This window comes from Bartonella sp. AP72JLCBS (genome assembly GCF_042195705.1).
In the GTDB taxonomy this organism is placed as follows: Bacteria; Pseudomonadota; Alphaproteobacteria; order Rhizobiales; family Rhizobiaceae; genus Bartonella.
This window is the reverse complement of record NZ_JBHIOU010000014.1, coordinates 1-20,490: the sequence shown is the minus strand read 5'-3', so window position 1 is coordinate 20,490 and position 20,490 is coordinate 1. Positions and strand designations below refer to the sequence as shown.

Annotated in this window: 14 protein-coding genes, 1 tRNA gene and 1 pseudogene; 4 read left to right on the top strand and 12 right to left on the bottom strand. The window is 38.0% G+C overall.

Going from position 1 to position 20,490, the window contains the following annotated elements:
- Nucleotides 1–2: 2 nt before the first annotated feature.
- The 7 genes and pseudogenes from ACFILO_RS07730 to ACFILO_RS07700 form a co-directional block, all read right to left on the bottom strand.
- Nucleotides 3–1,202: a phage tail sheath family protein gene (locus tag ACFILO_RS07730; protein WP_375678097.1), complete on the bottom strand. Its 1,200-nt coding sequence runs from the start codon at nt 1,200–1,202 to the stop codon at nt 3–5.
- Between the two features lie 86 nt (nt 1,203–1,288).
- Complete coding sequence (locus ACFILO_RS07725) at nt 1,289–1,498, bottom strand: 2-hydroxymuconate tautomerase family protein (RefSeq protein WP_375607418.1); 210 nt, start codon at nt 1,496–1,498, stop codon at nt 1,289–1,291.
- 14 nt (nt 1,499–1,512) lie between these two features.
- On the bottom strand, nt 1,513–2,853 hold the full coding sequence (locus ACFILO_RS07720) for a hypothetical protein (protein WP_375672148.1): 1,341 nt from the start codon (nt 2,851–2,853) through the stop codon (nt 1,513–1,515).
- A complete protein-coding gene (locus tag ACFILO_RS07715; protein ID WP_375678086.1) occupies nt 2,843–3,970 on the bottom strand; it encodes a hypothetical protein in 1,128 nt (375 codons plus the stop codon). Before ACFILO_RS07715 ends, ACFILO_RS07720 begins: the two co-directional genes overlap by 11 nt.
- 147 nt (nt 3,971–4,117) lie before the next feature.
- Nucleotides 4,118–4,711: an FAD/NAD(P)-binding protein gene (locus ACFILO_RS07710; RefSeq protein WP_375678085.1), complete on the bottom strand. Its 594-nt coding sequence runs from the start codon at nt 4,709–4,711 to the stop codon at nt 4,118–4,120.
- A gap of 95 nt (nt 4,712–4,806) precedes the next feature.
- Nucleotides 4,807–5,985: a YbfB/YjiJ family MFS transporter gene (locus ACFILO_RS07705; RefSeq protein WP_375678084.1), complete on the bottom strand. Its 1,179-nt coding sequence runs from the start codon at nt 5,983–5,985 to the stop codon at nt 4,807–4,809.
- A gap of 258 nt (nt 5,986–6,243) precedes the next feature.
- A pseudogene (locus tag ACFILO_RS07700) lies at nt 6,244–6,491 on the bottom strand (baseplate assembly protein); the annotation flags it as partial.
- 795 nt (nt 6,492–7,286) lie between these two features.
- On the opposite strand from ACFILO_RS07700, the gene ACFILO_RS07695 reads away from it, so the two are divergent.
- Together ACFILO_RS07695 and ACFILO_RS07690 are read left to right on the top strand one after the other, a co-directional pair.
- Nucleotides 7,287–7,751: a hypothetical protein gene (locus ACFILO_RS07695; protein WP_375672146.1), complete on the top strand. Its 465-nt coding sequence runs from the start codon at nt 7,287–7,289 to the stop codon at nt 7,749–7,751.
- Nucleotides 7,748–8,968: an MFS transporter gene (locus ACFILO_RS07690; protein WP_375632603.1), complete on the top strand. Its 1,221-nt coding sequence runs from the start codon at nt 7,748–7,750 to the stop codon at nt 8,966–8,968. Before ACFILO_RS07695 ends, ACFILO_RS07690 begins: the two co-directional genes overlap by 4 nt.
- 601 nt (nt 8,969–9,569) lie before the next feature.
- Here the strand turns inward: ACFILO_RS07690 and ACFILO_RS07685 are convergent.
- Nucleotides 9,570–9,660, bottom strand: a tRNA-Ser gene (locus ACFILO_RS07685).
- Nucleotides 9,661–9,977: 317 nt separating this feature from the next.
- Here ACFILO_RS07685 and ACFILO_RS07680 point away from each other — a divergent pair.
- Nucleotides 9,978–11,174 carry a porin gene (locus ACFILO_RS07680; RefSeq protein ID WP_375612473.1) on the top strand — a complete coding sequence of 399 codons (1,197 nt, stop codon included), beginning with the start codon at nt 9,978–9,980 and terminating at the stop codon, nt 11,172–11,174.
- Between the two features lie 1,249 nt (nt 11,175–12,423).
- Here ACFILO_RS07680 and ACFILO_RS07675 read toward each other — a convergent pair.
- The 4 genes from ACFILO_RS07675 to ACFILO_RS07660 form a co-directional block, all read right to left on the bottom strand.
- A complete protein-coding gene (locus ACFILO_RS07675) occupies nt 12,424–13,188 on the bottom strand; it encodes an N-acetylmuramoyl-L-alanine amidase (protein ID WP_375632609.1) in 765 nt (254 codons plus the stop codon).
- 848 nt (nt 13,189–14,036) lie between these two features.
- On the bottom strand, nt 14,037–16,211 hold the full coding sequence (locus ACFILO_RS07670) for an isocitrate/isopropylmalate family dehydrogenase (protein ID WP_375653994.1): 2,175 nt from the start codon (nt 16,209–16,211) through the stop codon (nt 14,037–14,039).
- Nucleotides 16,208–16,939: an alpha/beta fold hydrolase gene (locus ACFILO_RS07665; protein WP_375632600.1), complete on the bottom strand. Its 732-nt coding sequence runs from the start codon at nt 16,937–16,939 to the stop codon at nt 16,208–16,210. Before ACFILO_RS07665 ends, ACFILO_RS07670 begins: the two co-directional genes overlap by 4 nt.
- Nucleotides 16,940–17,200: 261 nt before the next feature.
- Nucleotides 17,201–18,397 carry a multidrug effflux MFS transporter gene (locus ACFILO_RS07660; protein WP_375627883.1) on the bottom strand — a complete coding sequence of 399 codons (1,197 nt, stop codon included), beginning with the start codon at nt 18,395–18,397 and terminating at the stop codon, nt 17,201–17,203.
- A gap of 754 nt (nt 18,398–19,151) precedes the next feature.
- Here ACFILO_RS07660 and ACFILO_RS07655 point away from each other — a divergent pair.
- Nucleotides 19,152–19,403 carry a phage tail assembly protein gene (locus ACFILO_RS07655; RefSeq protein ID WP_375632598.1) on the top strand — a complete coding sequence of 84 codons (252 nt, stop codon included), beginning with the start codon at nt 19,152–19,154 and terminating at the stop codon, nt 19,401–19,403.
- The last annotated feature ends 1,087 nt before the right edge of the window (nt 19,404–20,490 follow it).

The following is a 20,490-nucleotide window of genomic DNA, read 5'->3' as shown; positions in this document are numbered from 1 at the left end:
CTTTAACTCCTTGCTGCTTTGCGATAAGTTTCAAGCGTATCGCCAAATTGATAAGTCATTTTCTTTTGGATATCTTGCGCCAAACGGTCAAAATAAGCGCTATTGCGCCGGCTGCCAAAGCTTAAATCTTCTAAAGGCGGCACTTCTTCTGCATCAAATTCCACCCGCAATTTCCCCAGTTGTAAATTGCTGTTGGAATTTAAATCACGATCAAACCAAACCCGCCCACCAAGCAGTGCACCGCGTGCAATCATATCATCAAGAAACTGTGTAAGGCTGCGGGTAATGGCAATGACATGTTGACCAGTAAGGTTTTCATCATTCGCCCAAGGGCGGAAATTGTTAATGATCGTTTTTTCCAAGGCTGCACGGGTGCGCACCACATTGACAAAACGCCAAAGTGGATCACTAGAGGTGGTATGGTTGCCCCATAAAATGCGCCCATTGGCGGCAATTTGCCCATGCCCATTTTGACTAAGTCGTGCTGGAATAAAGGTTGCAATATCGGCTTGGTTAAGGCGATTTGCCTCATGATCAATTTCGCCATCAAAATAGCTAATGGGGCGTGCTGTCCCTAAAATGCCATGCACATCTTGGTTGGAAGGAGACCAAAAAACACCGCCCCTTTGCTTGTCCCGTTTGATAAACATGGCGGCAGCAAAAGGACTTGCGGGTTTAACACTAACACCCCCCTCACGATTTGCCACCCGTACAAAGGGATCAATCAAATAACAAAAGCGTGAGGAAAAATCTGCACGATAGGCAAGGCTTTCTTCCGCATTTTTACCCCCCGTATCAAAAACCGCAATCGCTTGTAGCTTTTCTGCAACCTGTTCCAAAGCGTCTGCCACAGGGTTTTTGCCATTGTCAATCCGCCCTGCACTATAAGCCGGTGCTAAGAGAATTCCAGGTTCTACCCCCAAATGCCCCCGCGCATGCGCTAAGGCATGCACACCGGTCAAGTGAGTATTGGATCCCACCATTTCGGTTTGTGTCTCAGCAATGGTTGACTTTTCTTCCACACGCACAAGGATAATTTGTGCCTCAATCCCCTGCGCGCACACGGCTTTAATCACATCAAGAGCCGTGCCTCTTGCCCCAAGCTTTTGGATTTTCTCTGTCTCATGCGTAAAGACCAACACAGGCTCATTAAGGGGATAAGTTTGTGCATCAGCATCAGGGGCTGTAACAACCGCCCCAATAGCGCTCTGATCAAATGTTGCTAAAGGACGGGATTTTTTACATTGATTAACCCTATTGACCTTAAATTATTGTCAAATACACAGAGTTATTCTTTATTTTGAGCTTTTCTTAATTCTGTAATGGGGACACCACCAATACCCCAATTGTCTGTCTCCACTTCATCAATCACGACAACAGTCGTTTTCGGATTTTTATTCAGAATATTAACTAATAATTGAGTTGCCCCTTCTATTAGTTGCCGTTTCTGTTCAGAGGTAACCCCTTCATTAGTAATTTTAATATTTATGTAAGGCATAAGATCTCCACAATTTACAAATATTGAATAAAAAAGCTCAAATAAATGAACGCAAAAAGATTAAATATTAATACATAATAACTATGCATTTTAAAGCTCGTATCCACCGGTGAAATATGCAGGCTACTGGAAGCAAAAATAGCATTTATTGATACAGGAGAAAGGAGTTGAGCTGCAATAAAGAAGCAAATCCAAACCAAATAATCCGTAACCCCATAAGCCATCGATGACCCTAGTAAGGGAAATGCCAAACTAAATAGCACCATAGGGTGAATTCCTACTACACTGAAAATTGGCAATACAAAGAGAATACAGGCATAACGCTGCCAAACAGAGAGTGATGCCAATGAGTGACTAAACGTCACCGGCAACAAAGGAATAAGCAAATCACAAGTAGATATTAGCAGACTACAACCTAGCAACAACATAATTTCACTGGATATACTGCGTATCACTGCCACCAAAGGAGTCAAAAAATCAATACTGCGTGAACTCCCACGCTCAATGAGGTATAGAATGCTCGCCGTCAATGCAATGCTTTCTAGTGCATTCAACCTAATAACTGTCAACGCAACGATAAATATTAGCCAGAAAAATATCAAAAAAATCCAAATTCTTACTCTCTCTCCTTCTTTATTCGCTCTTCTCTCATCGCAAATAATCGGGTTAGCTAGCGGTATAACAGGAGAAAGGCACAACAACAACAGACTGAATAGAAAAAGTGGTATCCCCAAAGCAGCGGATGTGAATATTGGTGTTCTAGGCATAGCAGCGAAAACTGTTGCTGCACCGATGCTGGTCGGCATCAGTACCATCGTGATGCTCATCATTCGCATCACAATAGCGGCCAAATGGCGAGAGGGAAAAACACTTTTTTTCAAGGCATCAATCATTAGGGGGATAACCCCCAAACTCATCGGCCAAGCTAAAAACGCAGTCAGTATCGCGATGGACAGGGTAAGCGAACCCTTTCCATAGCGCATCAACCGTTCAGAGAGAAATTCTGAAATACGCCATGTATTCATCACATGGCGCAACAATCCCATGGCGAGTAATAGCCAAAAGACATCAGTAAAACGCACAAGCACAGTACGAACATCAGGCAAGTGCCAACGCCATATCAGCACTAAAGCACAAGCCAACAGGATGAACACACCACTGCGTGCATTACCCTTCAACCACCAGTATGGTATCGTCAAAAGCAAATAACCGAAAACAGTCACTCCAGCCAATGGAATAAGAAACCAAGTTCTTATTGAGATAGACATAAGAAAAATGAATAGCATCAGCATCGCCATTATAACGGATACGGAGGACATGCGTATCAGGAAGCTTTTTACATCATCAATGTACATTAATTGTTGAATCTTTGACTGAGTAGCGATTAAGAAGCTGCTCGTACATGTCAGTGACACAGCGCCCTGCATCCCGCAGTGCACGAGAATTAACTAAAGGCCTAGGCAAAATATATGTATAAAAATTGGGCCCCTCTACTGGATTACCGACCACCCATAATGTATTTTGTATTTGCCCTTTAGTGTCTATAGGATGCTGCCGACGGTCAATATCAATACCACCAGGATGATATCCTTGGTTGATAAATGGTCGAATGATGCCCTGACCAGCCAAATTCTGGATAAAAGAGGACTCATCACGCAACGGAGAAAAACGATCAATCTTGGCCTTGATCAGCACATCTCCATCAACTGAACTGTTTTCATCTTGAAAAACAGACTGAATTTCGAAACGGCTGGTACTAGCATTGAGAACAAGTTTAGGTGAAGGTCCGCCAGCCAAAGTCACGATACCAGCCTCCATCAGAGCCTTCAACTCTTGGTTTCGCTGCATCGGTGGGCCGACAGAAATACGGTTAAAGTTTGGATTAAAATATTCAATAAAATACTTGTGAGATGAAGACGTTAACCCGCAAAAATCAATTGCTGAACGTAAGATATCACGGACATCTCGTAGCACATCTGTAGCAGCTTTCACTGGGCCATCAACATTACCTGCAGCGGAAGAATGAAGATCGTCCTTCAAATGCTCCATGAAGAATCTTGTATAATCCTTCAAAGAAGCAAATATTTTATTTCGATAAGGATACAGCAACGCTTGAATACACTGCTCGTCTTTGGAAGTAACAACATAGGTTTCAGGGTCTAGCCAGTGCCCCAGCTGCGTACTTCGATAGACATAACACATTTCTTTAAGCAACAGAGGTAAAAGCTGCGTTTCGAAATCCAGCTTCGGAGAACCGTTAGCAATGCTGGATTGCTTACGTAGATGATGTATTGCATCGAGAGTAAGGAATGATGGTATGTATTGCCCACTACCACCCTTTTGATTAATCCCGCGACTACTAAAAGGCAATGTTTGACGGGAGAATAGAGCTGTCGCAGGTTCTTTGCCGCTTGGCATGTAGCGCAATTGTCCAGCATTTTCAGTAAAAGTCCCACCGCGACCGTAAGTCAATTACGACAAGACATCATAGCTAGTTAATCCAATTCCCTGCAGCAGCACACGAGACTGAGCTTGTATAGAGTCCAACTTTTCAATTGGATAAGGATTCGAATAATAGTTCAAAAGCGCGTTTTTCATTTGGTGAACAGCCACAAACTGTTACAGGCTTTCATCATGCGATGAATATATATTCTTACCGTGACCCGTGGTCATGGAAACAAAATCTACACTATAACGACAGCCATCTTCCAAAAGAACATCCGTTTTATTATCTTGGTGGATATGGAGATTGATAACCTTTTGTCGGATCTCCTTAATACGAATACCAGAAGGTAAATCTTGCGTGAGCTCTTGGTAAGCCCAAGACAGGTATTCCCCTAACAAACGACGTGATAAATAATCATTTTCTTTGATTTCTCTCCCAACATTATGCTCTGTACGAGAAAAAACACCGTTAATATTACGATAACCTTGTTGAATAGCCCATTGATAGAAATTCGGCCCTTTACGAATAGGCCCGACACCCTTAACTGTATCATCACCAAATAAAGTAATCTGGCAAGCGACAGTGTTAACCAATAAATGATCTGGCTGATGCACACTATGGGTACCGGTTCCCATCTCATTGGGATCAATCAATAAAATATCAATGTTCCCAGAAAATGGATAATGGGAATAAAGTGTGAGCAAGCGTTCGAGAATACTGATCCCACGAGGACCAACGCCCAAAATAGCGACTGTAGAGTGAAGCATTCTGTAATCTCTCCTATTAGAATAATTTGACTTTCACAAAATGTTTCAAAAAGAATGGAATAAATTCTCTCGACTTTTTAGTGAAGATTGCGGATTTATGAAACGTCAACGACCTTTTTACAAAGACAATATTGACAGATTCCAGCAGCGGCAAAAAGCGCTACAGCACCACAGATAACGGAAAGCGCAATGGCATATGAACCAGACTGTAAAAAACTCGTCAAGAGAGGTCCTAATATTTGGCCAAAACCGTAAGTTAAGGTAGCCAAGCCTAGCAGATTTATACCATACGGCGCATATAAACGCTTAGCTAACGGCATAACTAAAGAAGTCGTCCCCATAAAAGTAAATCCAAACCCTATACAACTGAGAACGATCAGTACAAGAGACTGGCTGAATAATGTCAGTAATACGCATCCTCCTTGGATAAGCAAATTGAGCATCAGACAACGTAATACCCCCCACCGATGGGCTCCCCATAACCAAATGAAACAACTAGGAACAATGGCTATTCCGACAAACGACCATAAGTGGTTAGCAAGTAGTGGGAAATTAAATGTTTTCGCCATCAGAGGAAGATATGTCGCGACAATAATATAACCAAACCCAGCAAGCCCATAAATCAGAGCGAGTTCCCACCAAACGATATTTTCGTGTGCCAATGACTCATTAATAGCAAATTGAGACGCATCAACACGACGTGGAAATAAAATAAACAACAAGAGCAACAATACAACAGATATAAAACCAGCTCCAAACCAAATATTTTTCGCGTTCAGCGATTTACTCAAACCAATAATAACATACTCATTACCCAGCAGAATACCAACTCCCACACCTGCATAGAGCGAAGCAATAACCCACACCTTGTGACTATGCTGCATAACCGTCATAGAACCAAAAATCATCATTGCTGCACTCGCGATACCGGCAGCAAAGCGGATAAAGAAGACCAAGTAAAAGTTTGTTGTTAACGCCATGGCAAAAATAAGTGCACTCGTCACTATAGCTGCACCAAATAGCATGTAGGGAGCACGGGATATATTCCCAACTCTGCAAAACGAAAAAAACATACTCCCAACTAAATAACCGCCATAATTAGCACTAGCTATATAAGAAAGTTGCTTAAAGGTAAACAATCCTTCATCCAACATAACTGGAAATACCGGCGTATAGAAAAATCGCCCAATTCCCATCCCCAAAATCATAATAATCATACCGAACACAGCGATTTTGAAATAACTCAAATCTTGACGATTATTTTTTCCCCCCATTACTCTAATCCCTTAACGAATAATTCGCTCATCCGCATTCTATCTCATCGAGGGTAGCACTTATCTCAGAGAGTAAAGCCAATCTAGCCATTTGTTTGAACAACCAGAGGAACATATTGAGCGATTATTGTCAACATTACTGGATCAGTTATATGCATTTCATCGTTTTACGCCCTGCTCCATGTATGATCTTCTCCCTACAAAGCTTCTTTTTCAGAAAATAATGGCTGAAATTAAGCAGCAATAACAACGAGGAAATCAATAAGCACGCCCCCGTTCAAACAAGACAATATCCCCTAAAGCTCTGCTTCATCAGGTATGACTAAAATACCCTCACAAAGTTGCGTTATGTTCACATGGTGAACACCCTCAACCATCAAGCGGCTTAGTATCCAACTTAAAGAGAGATCAAGGACAAGCTTTTGCGCACGCGCCCATTCTGCTCTTAAATTCTGCTCTGCTCTTTCCAAAACAAAGGAACCTTCATCCGGTAACAACCAAAAATCAATAGTATTGAAGGGTATAAAGGCTACTTTTAATATAGCTTTGTTTTTTATCAGCAGCAGTAAAAAGTTTGTTTTTTTATAAAAATTGAAATTTATTCATTTTTTATCGTATATTTTATGTTATCTTCTTTAAATTAATTAAAAGATCATAGAATATTAAACTGATAGGATGCATTTTTCTCAAGCGGCATTTTTAGAGAAATGTTGATTTAATCAGTGAAGACAAGCAATGAGCAAAGTTATAATTTGAAAAGACAGTATATAATGTTTTATGATCAATGATCTAAAAATGATCTAAATTAGAGACATGAATTGGGGGAGTTTGATCTTTCTTACAGCACAGTAGCTCAAAAAAACAGTAGATGAAGTTTAAAATTCACCATTACCCATCATAAGATGAAAGCTTTTATCCCACGTTTGATTTTTTTAAACTATTTTCTTGTCCTATCTGTAATATCTAAAGAATATCTTCAAGCACTCATAAGCACTCTTTTAGGGTATCATTTCCATAATCAACGTAACGGTTATCGAGCTTCCATTCAAGATACTGTTTTGCAAAAGGAAATCGTCATTTCAGGATACGGAGGGATTTATGTATTTAGTCACAATGTATCATGCACCCTTCCTCTTATATCAGAAATTTAATTCTTAATCGTAATGACGTGATTAAAAAGCACCTTGCGAGACAATCTTTTTAATAAATTTTTAATAAATAAAGTAAAGATGAATTCTGAAAAAAATTTTTAGACGTAAAGTGATACGGAGAAACAGTCAGAAAGAATGGGGGGATTACAAATGTTGATGACTATAAAAAAAGATATCAAAAAATTACCAAAAACCGATTTATGGATCATTTGTGCTATTTCAGCTGATCAGCAAAGAGAATGGATCAGTAAATGGTGTATAAAAAATAAACACACTTCTATAAGTCCTAATTATGTCAATGATCTTGCCGTCCTAGGGTCATTTTACAGATCTAGACAAAATGATTACTACGGAAGCAACTCCCCTCAAAAAATAACAATCTCATTTATGAGGCTTATGTTGCTTCTCATAATCACTTTACAATTGCATCATTTGCTCTCATTAATACGCTTTGAAGTCCCATATGGACTAAGGGACCTTTTAAATTTTGGGATGGTTATGGAAGCCTTCTTTCCACTAATCCCTGAATGGGGATATGAAACCGCTACCTTTTCACAGAAAAATATTCTTTTCAATGAGAATTCTTATTGTACAATCTATGGAACAACACAATGAACAGAGCACGCACCCTTGCTCTCACCTATGGCTCCTATAATGCTGTCCGCATGCTGATCGGCGTTTACCATGCGATTTTTTTAATGTCCATGGGAGTGAGTCTGGCGCAATTAGCTCTGCTTCAGGTTGTCTTTTCCACCACCATTCTGCTGCTTGATTTTCCCTGCGCTGTTTTATCTGACAGATATCGGCGTAAATATTCCGTTATGGCTGGGGTCTTTATGACAGGAGTATTTTATCTTCTATGCCTTCAAGCTCCCAATATGACAGCACTTATTATTGCGCAAATTCTCTATGCAGCAGGCATTTGCATCATTGTCAGCGCCATTGACGGATGGATTTACCATTCTCTAGGCGATAAACAGGATCACTTTTCGCATTATGCTCATCTCTACCACCAGGTTAACTCTTTTGGAAGTATTCTCAGTGGGATTGTAGGAATTGGAACGATCTATTACTCTGGACGATATTTTATGGGATATATCATCTCATGCCTCATGATGGGATTTATTTTTTTGATATTCCTTATTGTTCCTGAAGAAAAGAAAACGACAATTGAAACGTCCAAAACAAAAACAATCTTGCACAATGCCAAGGAAACGCTCTGGATATTTCAAAATACAGTAGGAGGAGCATGGTTTATTTTCCTCATGTGCCTTTTTAGCGCTGGTATTCAGATTATTTATCATTTCTGGCAACCAATAATACTTTTAGGGGGAAAAATTCATCACCTCAACGGTTCGCAAATGCTCGTCTTGATGTGCTGCCATATTGGAGCCTTTTCAGCACAATATTTTTCAAATTTACTGATGTCTAAGTATCATGTTCTTGATAAAAAATATAAGAATTCTATAAAATATTTTTCCTTCTTTTCTGCGCTGATGTGCATAGCGCTCTATTTTTCAGTTCATAGCCATCAAACGGCTGCATCAGTCATCGCCTTCTCTTTAATCCATGGATTTATTTGCACTGTACCGATCGGCGCAAAAAGCTTATTTTTCTCAGAACTTAACCAAAAACAAACGCAGCATATTTCCGGTGTTGTTGGTGCTGTCTCTTTTAGCGGAAGAATATTTTCAATTACAGTATTGAGTATTATTTCTTTTCTTCCTGCAAAAGTTTCTCCATCTTACTACCTAATATTACCGACCATTACTTTTTTCATGTGTGGTTTGGTTGTCATGAGATGGATGAAACACTCTCAAAAGTCTCTATGAAAGGAAAACCATAACATTTCACCCACAATGTTTTCTTCTAAAAGAAATCTATAACTTTTTTGAGAGCATTGCCACATCCAACTTTCAATACACAATGCAAATATAAAGCAACACGTTGATTTATAATGATAATATACCAAACGCGAATATTGTAAGATTCTTTCTTTTCAAATCTGCTTTATGGTTGAAACAATCAAAATCATTTGCTTGCACATCATAAGTGGAGAAAGCCGTATAAATAAAAACGATTTAGAAAGGAAAAATGCCTTTTATGAACTCTCATAGTCAAAATCTATAACAACAGGAAGGCAGATATATAAGCAGATATATAATATGCCTCTTTGCATCTTCATAAGTATACAAATGATGTGGCTTTATAAGGCTTTATATGTCTCACAGAAACTTTTGTGTTTTATACCATTTACGAGGTGGCGTCGCAAAATGGGCTTATACACATTGCAAAGATATCTCTTTAAAACAAGTGCATAAATCGGCAACACAAGTATATTTGTGTTTAGAACATGCTTTTTATATGAGAGGTATAATCCCAACGGGATAAACAGAATCCCGATACACAGTCAACTGCTTTTATAACAATAGATGGCGGAGAGGAAGAGATTCGAACTCTCGAGAGCCTTTTGAGCCCTACTCCCTTAGCAGGGGAGCGCCTTCGACCACTCGGCCACCTCTCCAACAGAGAGGCATAAATGGTATCAACAGAAAGTTCAAGACATTTTCGATTTTTTTCCCAAATATCTGAAAATTTTTTTCCTTTATTGATCCCATAAGGAGCAAAAGTTAATAAAACAAAAATTGTGTCTTTTTTACCACAGCATCTCGAATAGTACATGTATATATTACAAAAAGGTAATTTCATATTTGAAACTCTAAAAAGATTAGTTATAGCTAAGATAACAAGTGCTGCGTATTTTACTTATGTCTTTGTCCTTAATGCGTTAGGCAAATGGTACTCTTTAGAAGAAATTTAACCGGACCTCGGAGATCCCATATGAATATTAAATCCCTCTTTTTAAGCTCTACAGCAGCTTTTTTAGCAATTTCTGGAGCACATGCTGCTTCAACAGTTATCGCCGAACCCGAACCTGTAGAATATATTCGCGTTTGTGATGCCTATGGAAAAGGATATTTTTATATCCCTGGAACAGAAACCTGCATGCGTTTATCAGGAAATGTTCGTACTGATTTTATAGGCGGTGATAATATCGATGCAACAACCGAAACTGAACTAAGAAACAAAAGAAAAACCTATGGCGCAGCATCACGGCTCACCCTTGTTTTTCAAGCAGCTTCTGAAACAGAAATGGGAACACTTCGTTCATATGCAAGAATTTATTCAAACTGGGGTGATGGTAGAGACAACGCTGCTGCAAAGCTTGCCGCGGCTTACATTGAACTGGGTGGTTTTCGCGTAGGTCTTGATGACACAATTTTCAACAGCTGGACTGGTGATTATGGAAATGTTCTCAATGATGACAGCATAGCGCCTGCCGGCACAACACGCACCAATTTTATTTCCTACACCTTTAGTGGTGACTCCGGCTTTTCTGCTATTATCGGCGCTGAATTAGGCAATAATGCAGATTCTCTTCCAGGAATAACAGGATACTACATTGATAAAGATGATAAGCTTGTTTCTATCACTGAGGGCACTCTTCCAAGTAAAGCAATTAAAAATTACACCCCGAATGTGGTTTTGGGTATAAAGTTCATGCAAAAATGGGGTGGTTTTTCAGCAGTTGCAGCATATGATGCTTACTACAAAAAGTGGGCTGGAAAAGTACGTGCAGATTTCAATGTCAACGATCGTTTCAATCTATGGGTAATGGCTGGCTATAAAAATGGACTTGATTACTACACAGTAAATGCAAATGATGAGTTATCACGAAAAAGCACAACGATTTATGCAAACTGGGGTGGTAAATGGGCTGCTTGGGCGGGTGCCACTTACAAGCTTACTCCAAAAGCAAATTTGAATGCTCAAGTTTCTTATAGTGCTGTAAAAACCTTTGCAACTTCTGTAAATATTACATACACGCTGGTTCCAGGATTTGTGATTACACCTGAATTAACCTATGTTTCTTGGAACGATGATCGCGTTGTGACGGATAAAAATAATGATGAAAAACATTTATTCAATAAGAAAAGTGCTTTTCAAGGTATGATCCGTTTACAGCGTTCATTCTAATCCTATTTAAGCTACAGCTTTTAAAAACTGGCAACATGGTTTGCCAGTTTTTATTTTTGAAATCAAATATCATGAATATCTTTTCCTGATACGTATTGTCTTGTCTCTCGAAAAAAACCGCCTTAGTTTCATAAAACTACTCTTAGAAGATTAACCTGATATGCTTGATAAGAGCACCTCACACGGGCGTTTACACATCACTTCAAACACAATCTCTTCCTTGCCCTTTAAAGCATGAATAACCCCTTTGCTTTATGACCAAATTGGTCTTTCTTGATAATTTACTTCTAACCTTTGTTAATTTAGGTCATGATCTTCTCAAATAAATTCTACACTGAACAGATAAAATATTGAAAAAACAAGACATCATTGTGTTTTTGATATGCCTGAATGTGTCTTCTATCAACACTCTAAAACACAACGTTTTATAACACTGCTTCATTAAAAAACTTAATCATTAAGAAACATGCTGTCAAAACGATGCAAACATCCCCTAAAGCAATAAAAGAGAAAAGAGATATATCTTCAAAAAAATGAATTGACCTCTTCCCCTTCTAAAGAATAGCCCCCCTATCAGTAGCAATCTGTAAATGCCCCTATTTTTCTTGAATCTGCATCACTTTGATTTATAATCATAATTTATAATTTTGCATGTTTCAATCAACCAAAACCTTTCACTTGTACACGACAAGCGGAGAGAGCCGTGTGAATAAAAACGAGTAAAGAAAACCCTTTTATGTATCGTTTTCAGTTCCAAGGGTTGTCGTAACATTGAGATCTAACAAAGTGTACGATAATGCTAGGCACTTTTATTAAGCATAAAAATGAGGATACACTTCATAGAGGATTTTAGATTATATTCTCTATGAACGTCGCTGTAAAATATGTGTTGTAATACACATTAAAAGACATTTCTTTAAAACAAGCATGTAAATATACAATACAAATCCATTTTATTTGAAGCCTTTTACCCTGCGTAAGGAACATGTCATCATATACACAACATCTTGGCTTTATGCGTTCTTAAAGGAAGAAAAATATAAGACAAAGAAACAATAAAATTTAATCTCTGCAAATCATAGAGCTTTCAGAGTTATGTTTCCATAAAACGCCTTACACCGTACATGGGATTTTTTACACGATTAATGCCCTTTTTACATAAAGCCAATTGGCAAAAAGCAGCCTTTCCTGATAATAAAAAGGCTTACACGTAATCATAAGCCATATTTTCAATTAAAACGCATTGAATTCACGGAAAATACTTATCAACCAATGCATAAAGAATTGCTGCTGTTTCAACATCTAGAATCCCATCATAATTTTCTTGACGAAAATGAAGTTGAAATGCTCGGATCAAATCTTTGTATCCTGTTTGGGTACACGCAGCAGAAATGTCATATCCATAACATTTTAGCTTCGCCAAAACATCTTCTTTGGGTGGCAAATTCTTAGAGAATTGCTCTTGATAATGACTTTTTAGTTCATCATCATACCATGCTCCTATACCTGCGCTATAAAGTTCTCTCCATGGAAAAGCTGCTCCTGGATCACTTTTTCTTCCAATGGCAATATCACTATGTCCCACCACATCAGTTGGCATAATATCGGGATACCGTTGAAGAATATTCAAGGCAAGTTCCTTAACAGCATCAATTTGTATTGGATTATAAGGAGGAAACATACCCGTCTCATCATGATAAGTCGCTAAATTAACGATTTCAATCCCGATAGATGCATCATTGAGATGACTATGCCCAGCCCATGAACTCACACCCGCATGCCATGCACGCTCATTTTCATCAACCAGATTAAAAATACGCATATCCTTAAAGCCTGCCTCACGATATGTCTGCTCTGAAGGATCAGGAACAAGATAGTGTGCACTAACCTTTTCTCCTGTAAGCGCCATAATCGAGGCTTTAAAATCAATAGCCGTATAATGCATAACGAGAAAATGAACGCGACGACTAAAACTCTTGACAGAACGATAACTGTTGTAATCAATCTGATACATAAAAGCCCTTTCTTTTTTGCTTAAAAAACCACTGCGCATCACAACAGATAGAATACGAACTGTTAAAAAATGCAATAAACTTCCCATCTAGATACTAAGAATTACGACTAAAATTTGTTCATCAAAAATATTGACACTCTTATCAACAATTAAGACCACATTTTTATTTTTCTCCCACACACGCATAAAATGTTTTTAACCACATTAAATATTTTCCCCAAAAAAAATTCCTACAAATTACCAATCAAAAAGAAAACAAAAGCGTAAAATAATCACTCCTTAAATCTTCACATCTTACAGAAAAAATAGTTCTTCCTGTTATCAAATTGAAAAATATCGCCCCTCGGAAGTGAACACCCAACGATCATGCAATCACACAAAAACTTAAAGGAAAAATTTTATGAGCTCTTTACAGCAATTTATTATCAGATAACAGAACGGCACATGTTCACAATAAAACTCTTCACGGACATATTGTTCAATAAAATTTGCAAAGCTTTCCTGTAAATGACACGACTTCTTGTCTTTTCACACCATCGCTTTTTGATTTTCAGAAGAATCTCAATTATCTACAACGCTTGCGGTACATGACGTCTCTGGATTCCTTGTCATCAGCTCCATGAAAGATAACATCTTGATTTATAATCATAATTAATCATTATAAATATTGAATATAGCGAGCCTAATATCGTAAATTTTTTCTTAATCTTGAATCAATCAAAGTCATTTAATGACACATCAAAAGAAAAATTACCCTATAGACAAAAACCACTGAAGAAAAGGATCAAAATACTTCCTATAATAGAACGTTCAATAATTTAGGCAATATTTTACATCCCCATAGAGGTTCATTTTTTCTTCTCCATTTTCAAATATCTTTTTAAGACAGCCCAGGCTGCATATTCTTGTAAGACGACACCTAAAAGTGGTCGCGTATAGGGAAAAGTAATATAATCCTCACCATAACCTTTCATCCGTATAGTTATGGTAGCATGTCCAAGGCTTTCTGCTTGATTTTCTAATGTCTCCAAAGAAGGCTCTAGGCTCACTTCAACCTCAAGCAGTGGAATATCTTGTTTACCTTTTTCTATGGGCTGAAAATATTTTAAAAGCAGCGGATCATTGGCAGACCAATGAACCTCTGCATGCATCGCTAATTGTTTACAAGCAGTAGTAACTTCTGCCCCAACTAAATAGGGGTGAAAATGATTTTCAAATGCTTCCACGAAATGTTGTTCCAAGAGCGCTTCTGATTGAGCAACCAGTTGCACCAAAACATAGGGGCTTTTCCATAAAAAATGCCGTTCAAAGGGTTCATTTTCAAGATGATCATCAACCCACTGCGCAATAGTACTTTCATCAATTCCAATCAAAGTCCATGCATACTCCGCACGCGATACAGAAGAATATTTCTTCTCATTGTGTTCTAAATAATTCTCTAAAAGCGCAAGAGCCTGTGATGGTGGACCAGGCAAAACAACAAGCGTACTTCCATCGCAAGAGAGATAAAACCCTGGTGCTGTGCCTGTAGGATTATCAAGCACAGTTGCTGTCTCAGGAAACAATGCTTGACGTGCATTACTCTTATCCGCCGTAATCCCTAATCGTTGTAATTGACCTTTTATTGTTTGCCAAACATCTTCATGATGTACCAAAGGCTGCTTTACAGCTTGGGCAACTCCATCGCGTGTTTTATCATCTGATGTTGGTCCCAATCCCCCACTGATAATGATAAGATCTTCTTGTCCAAGACAAGAAACAACAGTCTCACTAATTTGCTGTAATTGATCAGCACAAACAAAATGACGTGTGACTTGAATATTTCTCTTGTTCAAGCTTTGGCTTAAATCTTGTAAATTCGTATTCAAATATTGTCCTGAAAGGAGTTCATCACCAACGGTAATGATCGCCGCACGACAAACAAAGACAGGATTCACAAGAGAATTGCGAACAGCTTCAGCCATTTGACGGGTAGAGGCTACACCTCCAAGATCATAGGTAACGGTTTTTCCAGCACGAATAACCTGATCAACACTCTCAGATAATTGTTTTGCTGCATCTTTAAAGCCTAAATGCTCTAAGAGTAAAGCCGTAGTATAAAGCATCGCAGAAGGATTGGCTTTATTTTGTCCAGCAATACGTGGTACGCTTCCATGAACAGGTTCAAAATAAGCAATCTCGCTCCCCACATTCGCATGAGATGCAAGCCCCAATCCCCCCATTATCCCAGAGCCAAGATCAGAGAGAATATTGCCAAACATATTTTCAGCAACAATCACACCAAACCGCTCTGGCTTGGTTGCAATCCACAAAGCAACCGCATCAACATTATGAATATCTGCTTCAATTTCCGGATAGTTTTGCGCAATTTTCTCAAAAATTTCCTGAGCAAACTGACCACTCTCTCGCAGAACATTAGGCTTATCAGCAAAAGTAACTCGCCTAAAGCGATATTTCCTTGCATACGAAAAAGCATATTCAAATAACCGTTCTAAACCAAAGCGTGTTTGCAAACGGACTGTCCACGCAGCTTCCTCAAGCCCATATTTTGTCAAATTTGGATGTTTTAGCCAAACGGCTGTTTCAGGAGAAATACCCCGAAAATCCAATCCAGCATAAAGGCCTTCACTATTTTCTCTGATAACACAAAAATGAAAAGGTTTTCTCGGACCAAAGATGTATCTTACAGGACGTATATTCGCAAACAAACCTAACTTTTGGCGAAGTTGAAGTGCGGGAGAAACATAGACAAGGTTTTTCTCTTTTAAATGCGGAGCAAGTTCTTTTAAAGCCGCTTCTTTTCCTTTACTGGTCACAGCACCAAGTAAAATAGCATCACTCTGAGTAATTTTTTGCCAAGTCGCTTGAGGGATAGGATCTCCTTCCCGTTTCCAACATTCAAAACCAATATCACCATAAGTCAATTCAATCGGCAATTGGAATTGCTCTAAAACCATCAGCGCAGCATCACAAACCTCTGGTCCTATCCCATCACCAGGTAATACAAGAACTTTCTTTTTCATAGTCCCTCCATCCACTCATCAATGACTGCATCCGTCATAGTAGGATTATCCTCCCACAAACGCGTACCAGCACCAGAGATAATCTTATATTCATGGTTCAGATTATGACTTTGTGTCTGATTATTTACCGTTGCAAGTTGCGACTTTTCTCCCACTAAAGCTAAAAACTTCCCCTTGTACTTAACTAACTCATCTCTAGCATCCATCATCAATAAGAGTTTAAAGCCTCTTGTCATGCGTTCAATTGCCACGCTTTTTTGTTCATCAGGAATCTCCAATAAGGCTCTTTTTTTCATAACGCCAGAAGGATGCATAAAACCATTGAGTATTTCCAAAGCCCCCGATAAATCATTATTTTCTAAGGAGGCAAGAATATCTCCAAGGCGCCGTTGCAAAATCTTATCTGGATAGCCAGGCGCATTCACAGCAAGCACAGCTTGAACATTGGGAAGCTGTACTGCCAATATTTGTACCAATGTTCCAGCCATAGAAAATCCCACAAGAACTGCGGGCTCTTTAAAATAGCTTTTAAGTTTTTCTGCCATAAAAGATAAAGTGTCTACAGCAGAATAATTGAGAACATGAGAACTCTTAGGAAAAAGAGAAAGCGTATCCAGCAGAGTGACAGGGAATCCTTTTGATAAGCATAGCTTTGTCAATGGAGAACAAAAAACACCACCATCCCAAATTGGCATTACAGGAGAAAGAATAATAATAGGAAGGCTCATTGATCAATTCCTCCCCTTATTTTTAAACATGCATTAGAGCCAGAAACTTTCCCACCCAATATAATGAAAATATGTTGAAACTCTAGGCTCATATTCTCCCCCCATAATAATCGATTTGTTAAACTCAAACTAAGCTTGTAACAAATTTTAAACCCACTCAATCCAGCAACTTAATAAAAAAAATTCATCTAATGTACAGGTGCCCCATTTGTGTAAAACATCAAAAGCATTTCCGCATAATGCTTTCTTTTTATCATTTACTCAGCTTATTTCTGAAGTCATAAAATGACGCGCTTTTTGAATATAAATGATAAAACCAATCATACAACACACAGCTAATAAAGCTGCCATAGCCCGTGGGCTATGACCAGAGATTTTTCCGATAACCGCTGCACTGAGTGCCGCACTTCCTAATTGCAAAGATCCCATAACACCAGAAGCCGCTCCCGCAGCTTTCGGATGCGATGAAATAGCCAACGCTGTTCCTAACGGCAATAAAAAACCATTGCCAAAAGTAAGAACAGCAATAGCCATAAAACTTGTCACAAGGGGCCATGGGCTTAGATACATTTGCAAAGCAAACAGCACACCACCTATCACAAAAATAATGTACCCTCTGCCCACAGTCTTTTCCATAGACTCGCGTTCAAAAAACCATCGCGCCAAAAGATTTCCCAAAATATAGGGAAACGAGACACCAATATAGCTATAACTAATGTGTATCGGCGATAACCCCAAAGTCGTGAGTAAAAAAGGCGACTCCACAATATAAGCAAAATAGGCAGCGTAAGAAAAACACGGAATAAGTGCATAAAAAATAAATTGTTTATTTCTGAAAACGCCTAAATATGCCTTCATTAATCCTACAGGAGAAAAATGCTGCCGTTTTTGAGGGGGTAGAGTTTCGCTTAGCACAAAACAACATAGCAAAATGGTCAAAAATATAAAAAAGCTTAAAAAGATAAAAGTTGCCTGCCAATGAAAAGCCTGTATCAAAAGTCCACCAATGAAAGGTGCAAGTGCTGGTGACATTCCAATAAAAGGGAAAACAATCAAATAAAGTTTTCCAGCCGCTTTTTTATCCAACAAATCATTGATAATTGCACGACTTAAGACAAGTCCCGCACAAGCACCAAGACCTTGCAAAAAACGTAACACAAGAAAAGCGTGAATATGAACCGTATAAATCACACCAAGTGTCGTAAATAACCACAAGAATAAGCCCAATAGAAGTGTTTTTTTACGCCCAAAATTATCACTCAGCGGCCCATAAATGAGCTGTCCAAGTGCCAATGCCAACAAAAAAACCGCCACTGCACTTTGAATTTGAGATTGTGTCACTTGATAATATTGACGCATATCGCCCAGTGCCGGTAAAAAAATATCGGTAGAAATCAATCCTCCCGTCGATAAACATACGATAAGTATAATGAATGGTAATGTATATTTATGTTTCATCAGGAAAGTCACATTTCTTAAATTTAAAAATATTTAAATTTTACGTTTATAGAAAAATAATAATTTATATTTATAAATATAAAGCTATTTTAACTTTATCCACAGGGAATAAAATAATAAATTTTCTTTATTCTTTTACTTTATTCGAGAATAATTCATTTTGTTGAGACATAAATCCAGTGTATGATCCGCACGCACACACTCAACACATAAATAAATACTTAGTTCTTCACTTTATAATTAATTTTAAAGCATAGCAAACCGCAATTTTAAAACTATACGCAAAAGAAGCTAAAAGATCAAACCTCTCCTTCAGAGATATATTTCCCAATCCGAAATAGCGCATTTTGTTGTATTCATGTTGCCCTATCTTCATCAGCTTTTTTCATTGATATCATCAACAAAAACGCTCCCAAACTCTATCCCTCTCCATGACAACAACATCACTCTTCCGACAACATCTTTTATCAGAATTGGTTTACAACGCTCAAAGAAAAAAGAAGCCACAAACTCCCTTTCCTCAAAACTCCCCACGCAAATAGTTGAGCAAATAAACTTAATAGCCCACTAATATCATAAAGCAAATTGCGCTTCTGTCTCCCCTTAAAATCTAAATTCATCTTGTCCATTTTGTTAGAATTTCATTCTACATAGCCAGCACAAAGTTTATTGCCTAAGCTATTGACAAACATGCTATAATAAAAATTTGATAAATCATTCTGCATCTAATTTAGAAAGCAAGGAGAAGCTAGTAATGAATATAACAGAACTAGCCATGTACCAATTACTTGTACCTATTAAAGTGGAAGGAAAGACATACACAGAAATCACCTTACGCCGCCCGAAATTTAAAGACTTAAAAGCAATACAGAGGAAAGAAGGCGACGAGCAATCAATCGAAATAATCGCATGTCTTTCAGGGTGGTCCTATAATGCCATCAGTAAACTTGGTGTTCTTGACTTTTTAAACATTAAAGACATTTACGGGCCTTTAATAAAAGAATGACTAAAAGAGTTTGATAAAATACTAAACAAAGTAAATGCACCCATAAAAAGTATAATGGATGAATGTATTTTAATCGACAGTAAACCCGAAAAACGCACAAGTAACCTTTACACAAATACATTTGAAACAGAATCCATGACAACTGCAAATGCAAAAGTGAAAACCTGTAGCACCTATGAACCGATTACAGTTCATAATCCCTACGTCATAAAGGTGGAACGCATGACCTTTACAAAATGCACTTTCTTAATACAAGATGGTCCATCGAACCAAATTTATCTCTCAAATCAAAGTGCTCTTACATCGTATAAAAAAACTGCGGGCGAAACTAAAAAACAACCTTTAGAGAGAATCTCGAAACTTTTGGACATTGTCTCAAAACTTTTCAACTTTCCTCTCTGGTTTTGGGAGTTTTTACTCAAAGAACTTAGAAAATTTTTCTAGCATTGTTTTGATATAGAACAATAAGAGAAGGAAAAACAGCTTAGAACACTAATGTTTCTTCCTTATCTTTTATCTCTCATAGCTTTTTGAATTGAATACTTTTGATATTTATTTTGAATAATTGAAGCATTCTTTTAATTATAAGTACAATATAAAAAACTAAAATTTTAGAAGACGCGCTGTTTTTACAAAAAAATGAATAATAAAATAAAGACTCCAGAATTTTACTTTTTACCTTCAAACATAATCAATGATGGAAAAGCGTTTACAAAGTTTTCCTCAAGTAGTATCTGGGACATTACTTGAAAGAAAAGCATTAAGAGAGCTTACTTTTAAGCTAAGGGGGAAAGATTAAACTTCACAACGACATTCAATCTTTTAAACATTGCAGTACAGAACGGGAAAAGAGAGCCATACCCCCATAGACCGTTTACCCCCCCATCAACTAAAATTCTCGATAAACTGGTATTATCAGTTCTAAACTGGAGTCATATAAGAAGAATTTTAAGCAATGATCACCGTCTTGTTTTCGATGTTTTCTGTCCTTTTTGGCGCATATCTATTCACTTTTGGAACATAATTAGCAAAAAGGCATTGTATCTCCAGCATATTCAAGGAGATAAAACATGGAAACTCGCATTCC

Excerpts from the sequence above, each read along its gene's own strand:
- ACFILO_RS07655 (WP_375632598.1), top strand. The coding sequence starts at position 19,152 with ATGAATATAACAGAACTAGCCATGTACCAATTACTTGTACCTATTAAA.
- ACFILO_RS07720 (WP_375672148.1), bottom strand. The coding sequence starts at position 2,853 with ATGTACATTGATGATGTAAAAAGCTTCCTGATACGCATGTCCTCCGTA.
- ACFILO_RS07710 (WP_375678085.1), bottom strand. The coding sequence starts at position 4,711 with ATGCTTCACTCTACAGTCGCTATTTTGGGCGTTGGTCCTCGTGGGATC.
- ACFILO_RS07670 (WP_375653994.1), bottom strand. The coding sequence starts at position 16,211 with ATGAAAAAGAAAGTTCTTGTATTACCTGGTGATGGGATAGGACCAGAG.
- ACFILO_RS07690 (WP_375632603.1), top strand. The coding sequence starts at position 7,748 with ATGAACAGAGCACGCACCCTTGCTCTCACCTATGGCTCCTATAATGCT.
- ACFILO_RS07695 (WP_375672146.1), top strand. The coding sequence starts at position 7,287 with ATGTTGATGACTATAAAAAAAGATATCAAAAAATTACCAAAAACCGAT.
- ACFILO_RS07665 (WP_375632600.1), bottom strand. The coding sequence starts at position 16,939 with ATGAGCCTTCCTATTATTATTCTTTCTCCTGTAATGCCAATTTGGGAT.
- ACFILO_RS07680 (WP_375612473.1), top strand. The coding sequence starts at position 9,978 with ATGAATATTAAATCCCTCTTTTTAAGCTCTACAGCAGCTTTTTTAGCA.
- ACFILO_RS07675 (WP_375632609.1), bottom strand. The coding sequence starts at position 13,188 with ATGTATCAGATTGATTACAACAGTTATCGTTCTGTCAAGAGTTTTAGT.
- ACFILO_RS07725 (WP_375607418.1), bottom strand. The coding sequence starts at position 1,498 with ATGCCTTACATAAATATTAAAATTACTAATGAAGGGGTTACCTCTGAA.
- ACFILO_RS07660 (WP_375627883.1), bottom strand. The coding sequence starts at position 18,397 with ATGAAACATAAATATACATTACCATTCATTATACTTATCGTATGTTTA.
- ACFILO_RS07705 (WP_375678084.1), bottom strand. The coding sequence starts at position 5,985 with ATGGGGGGAAAAAATAATCGTCAAGATTTGAGTTATTTCAAAATCGCT.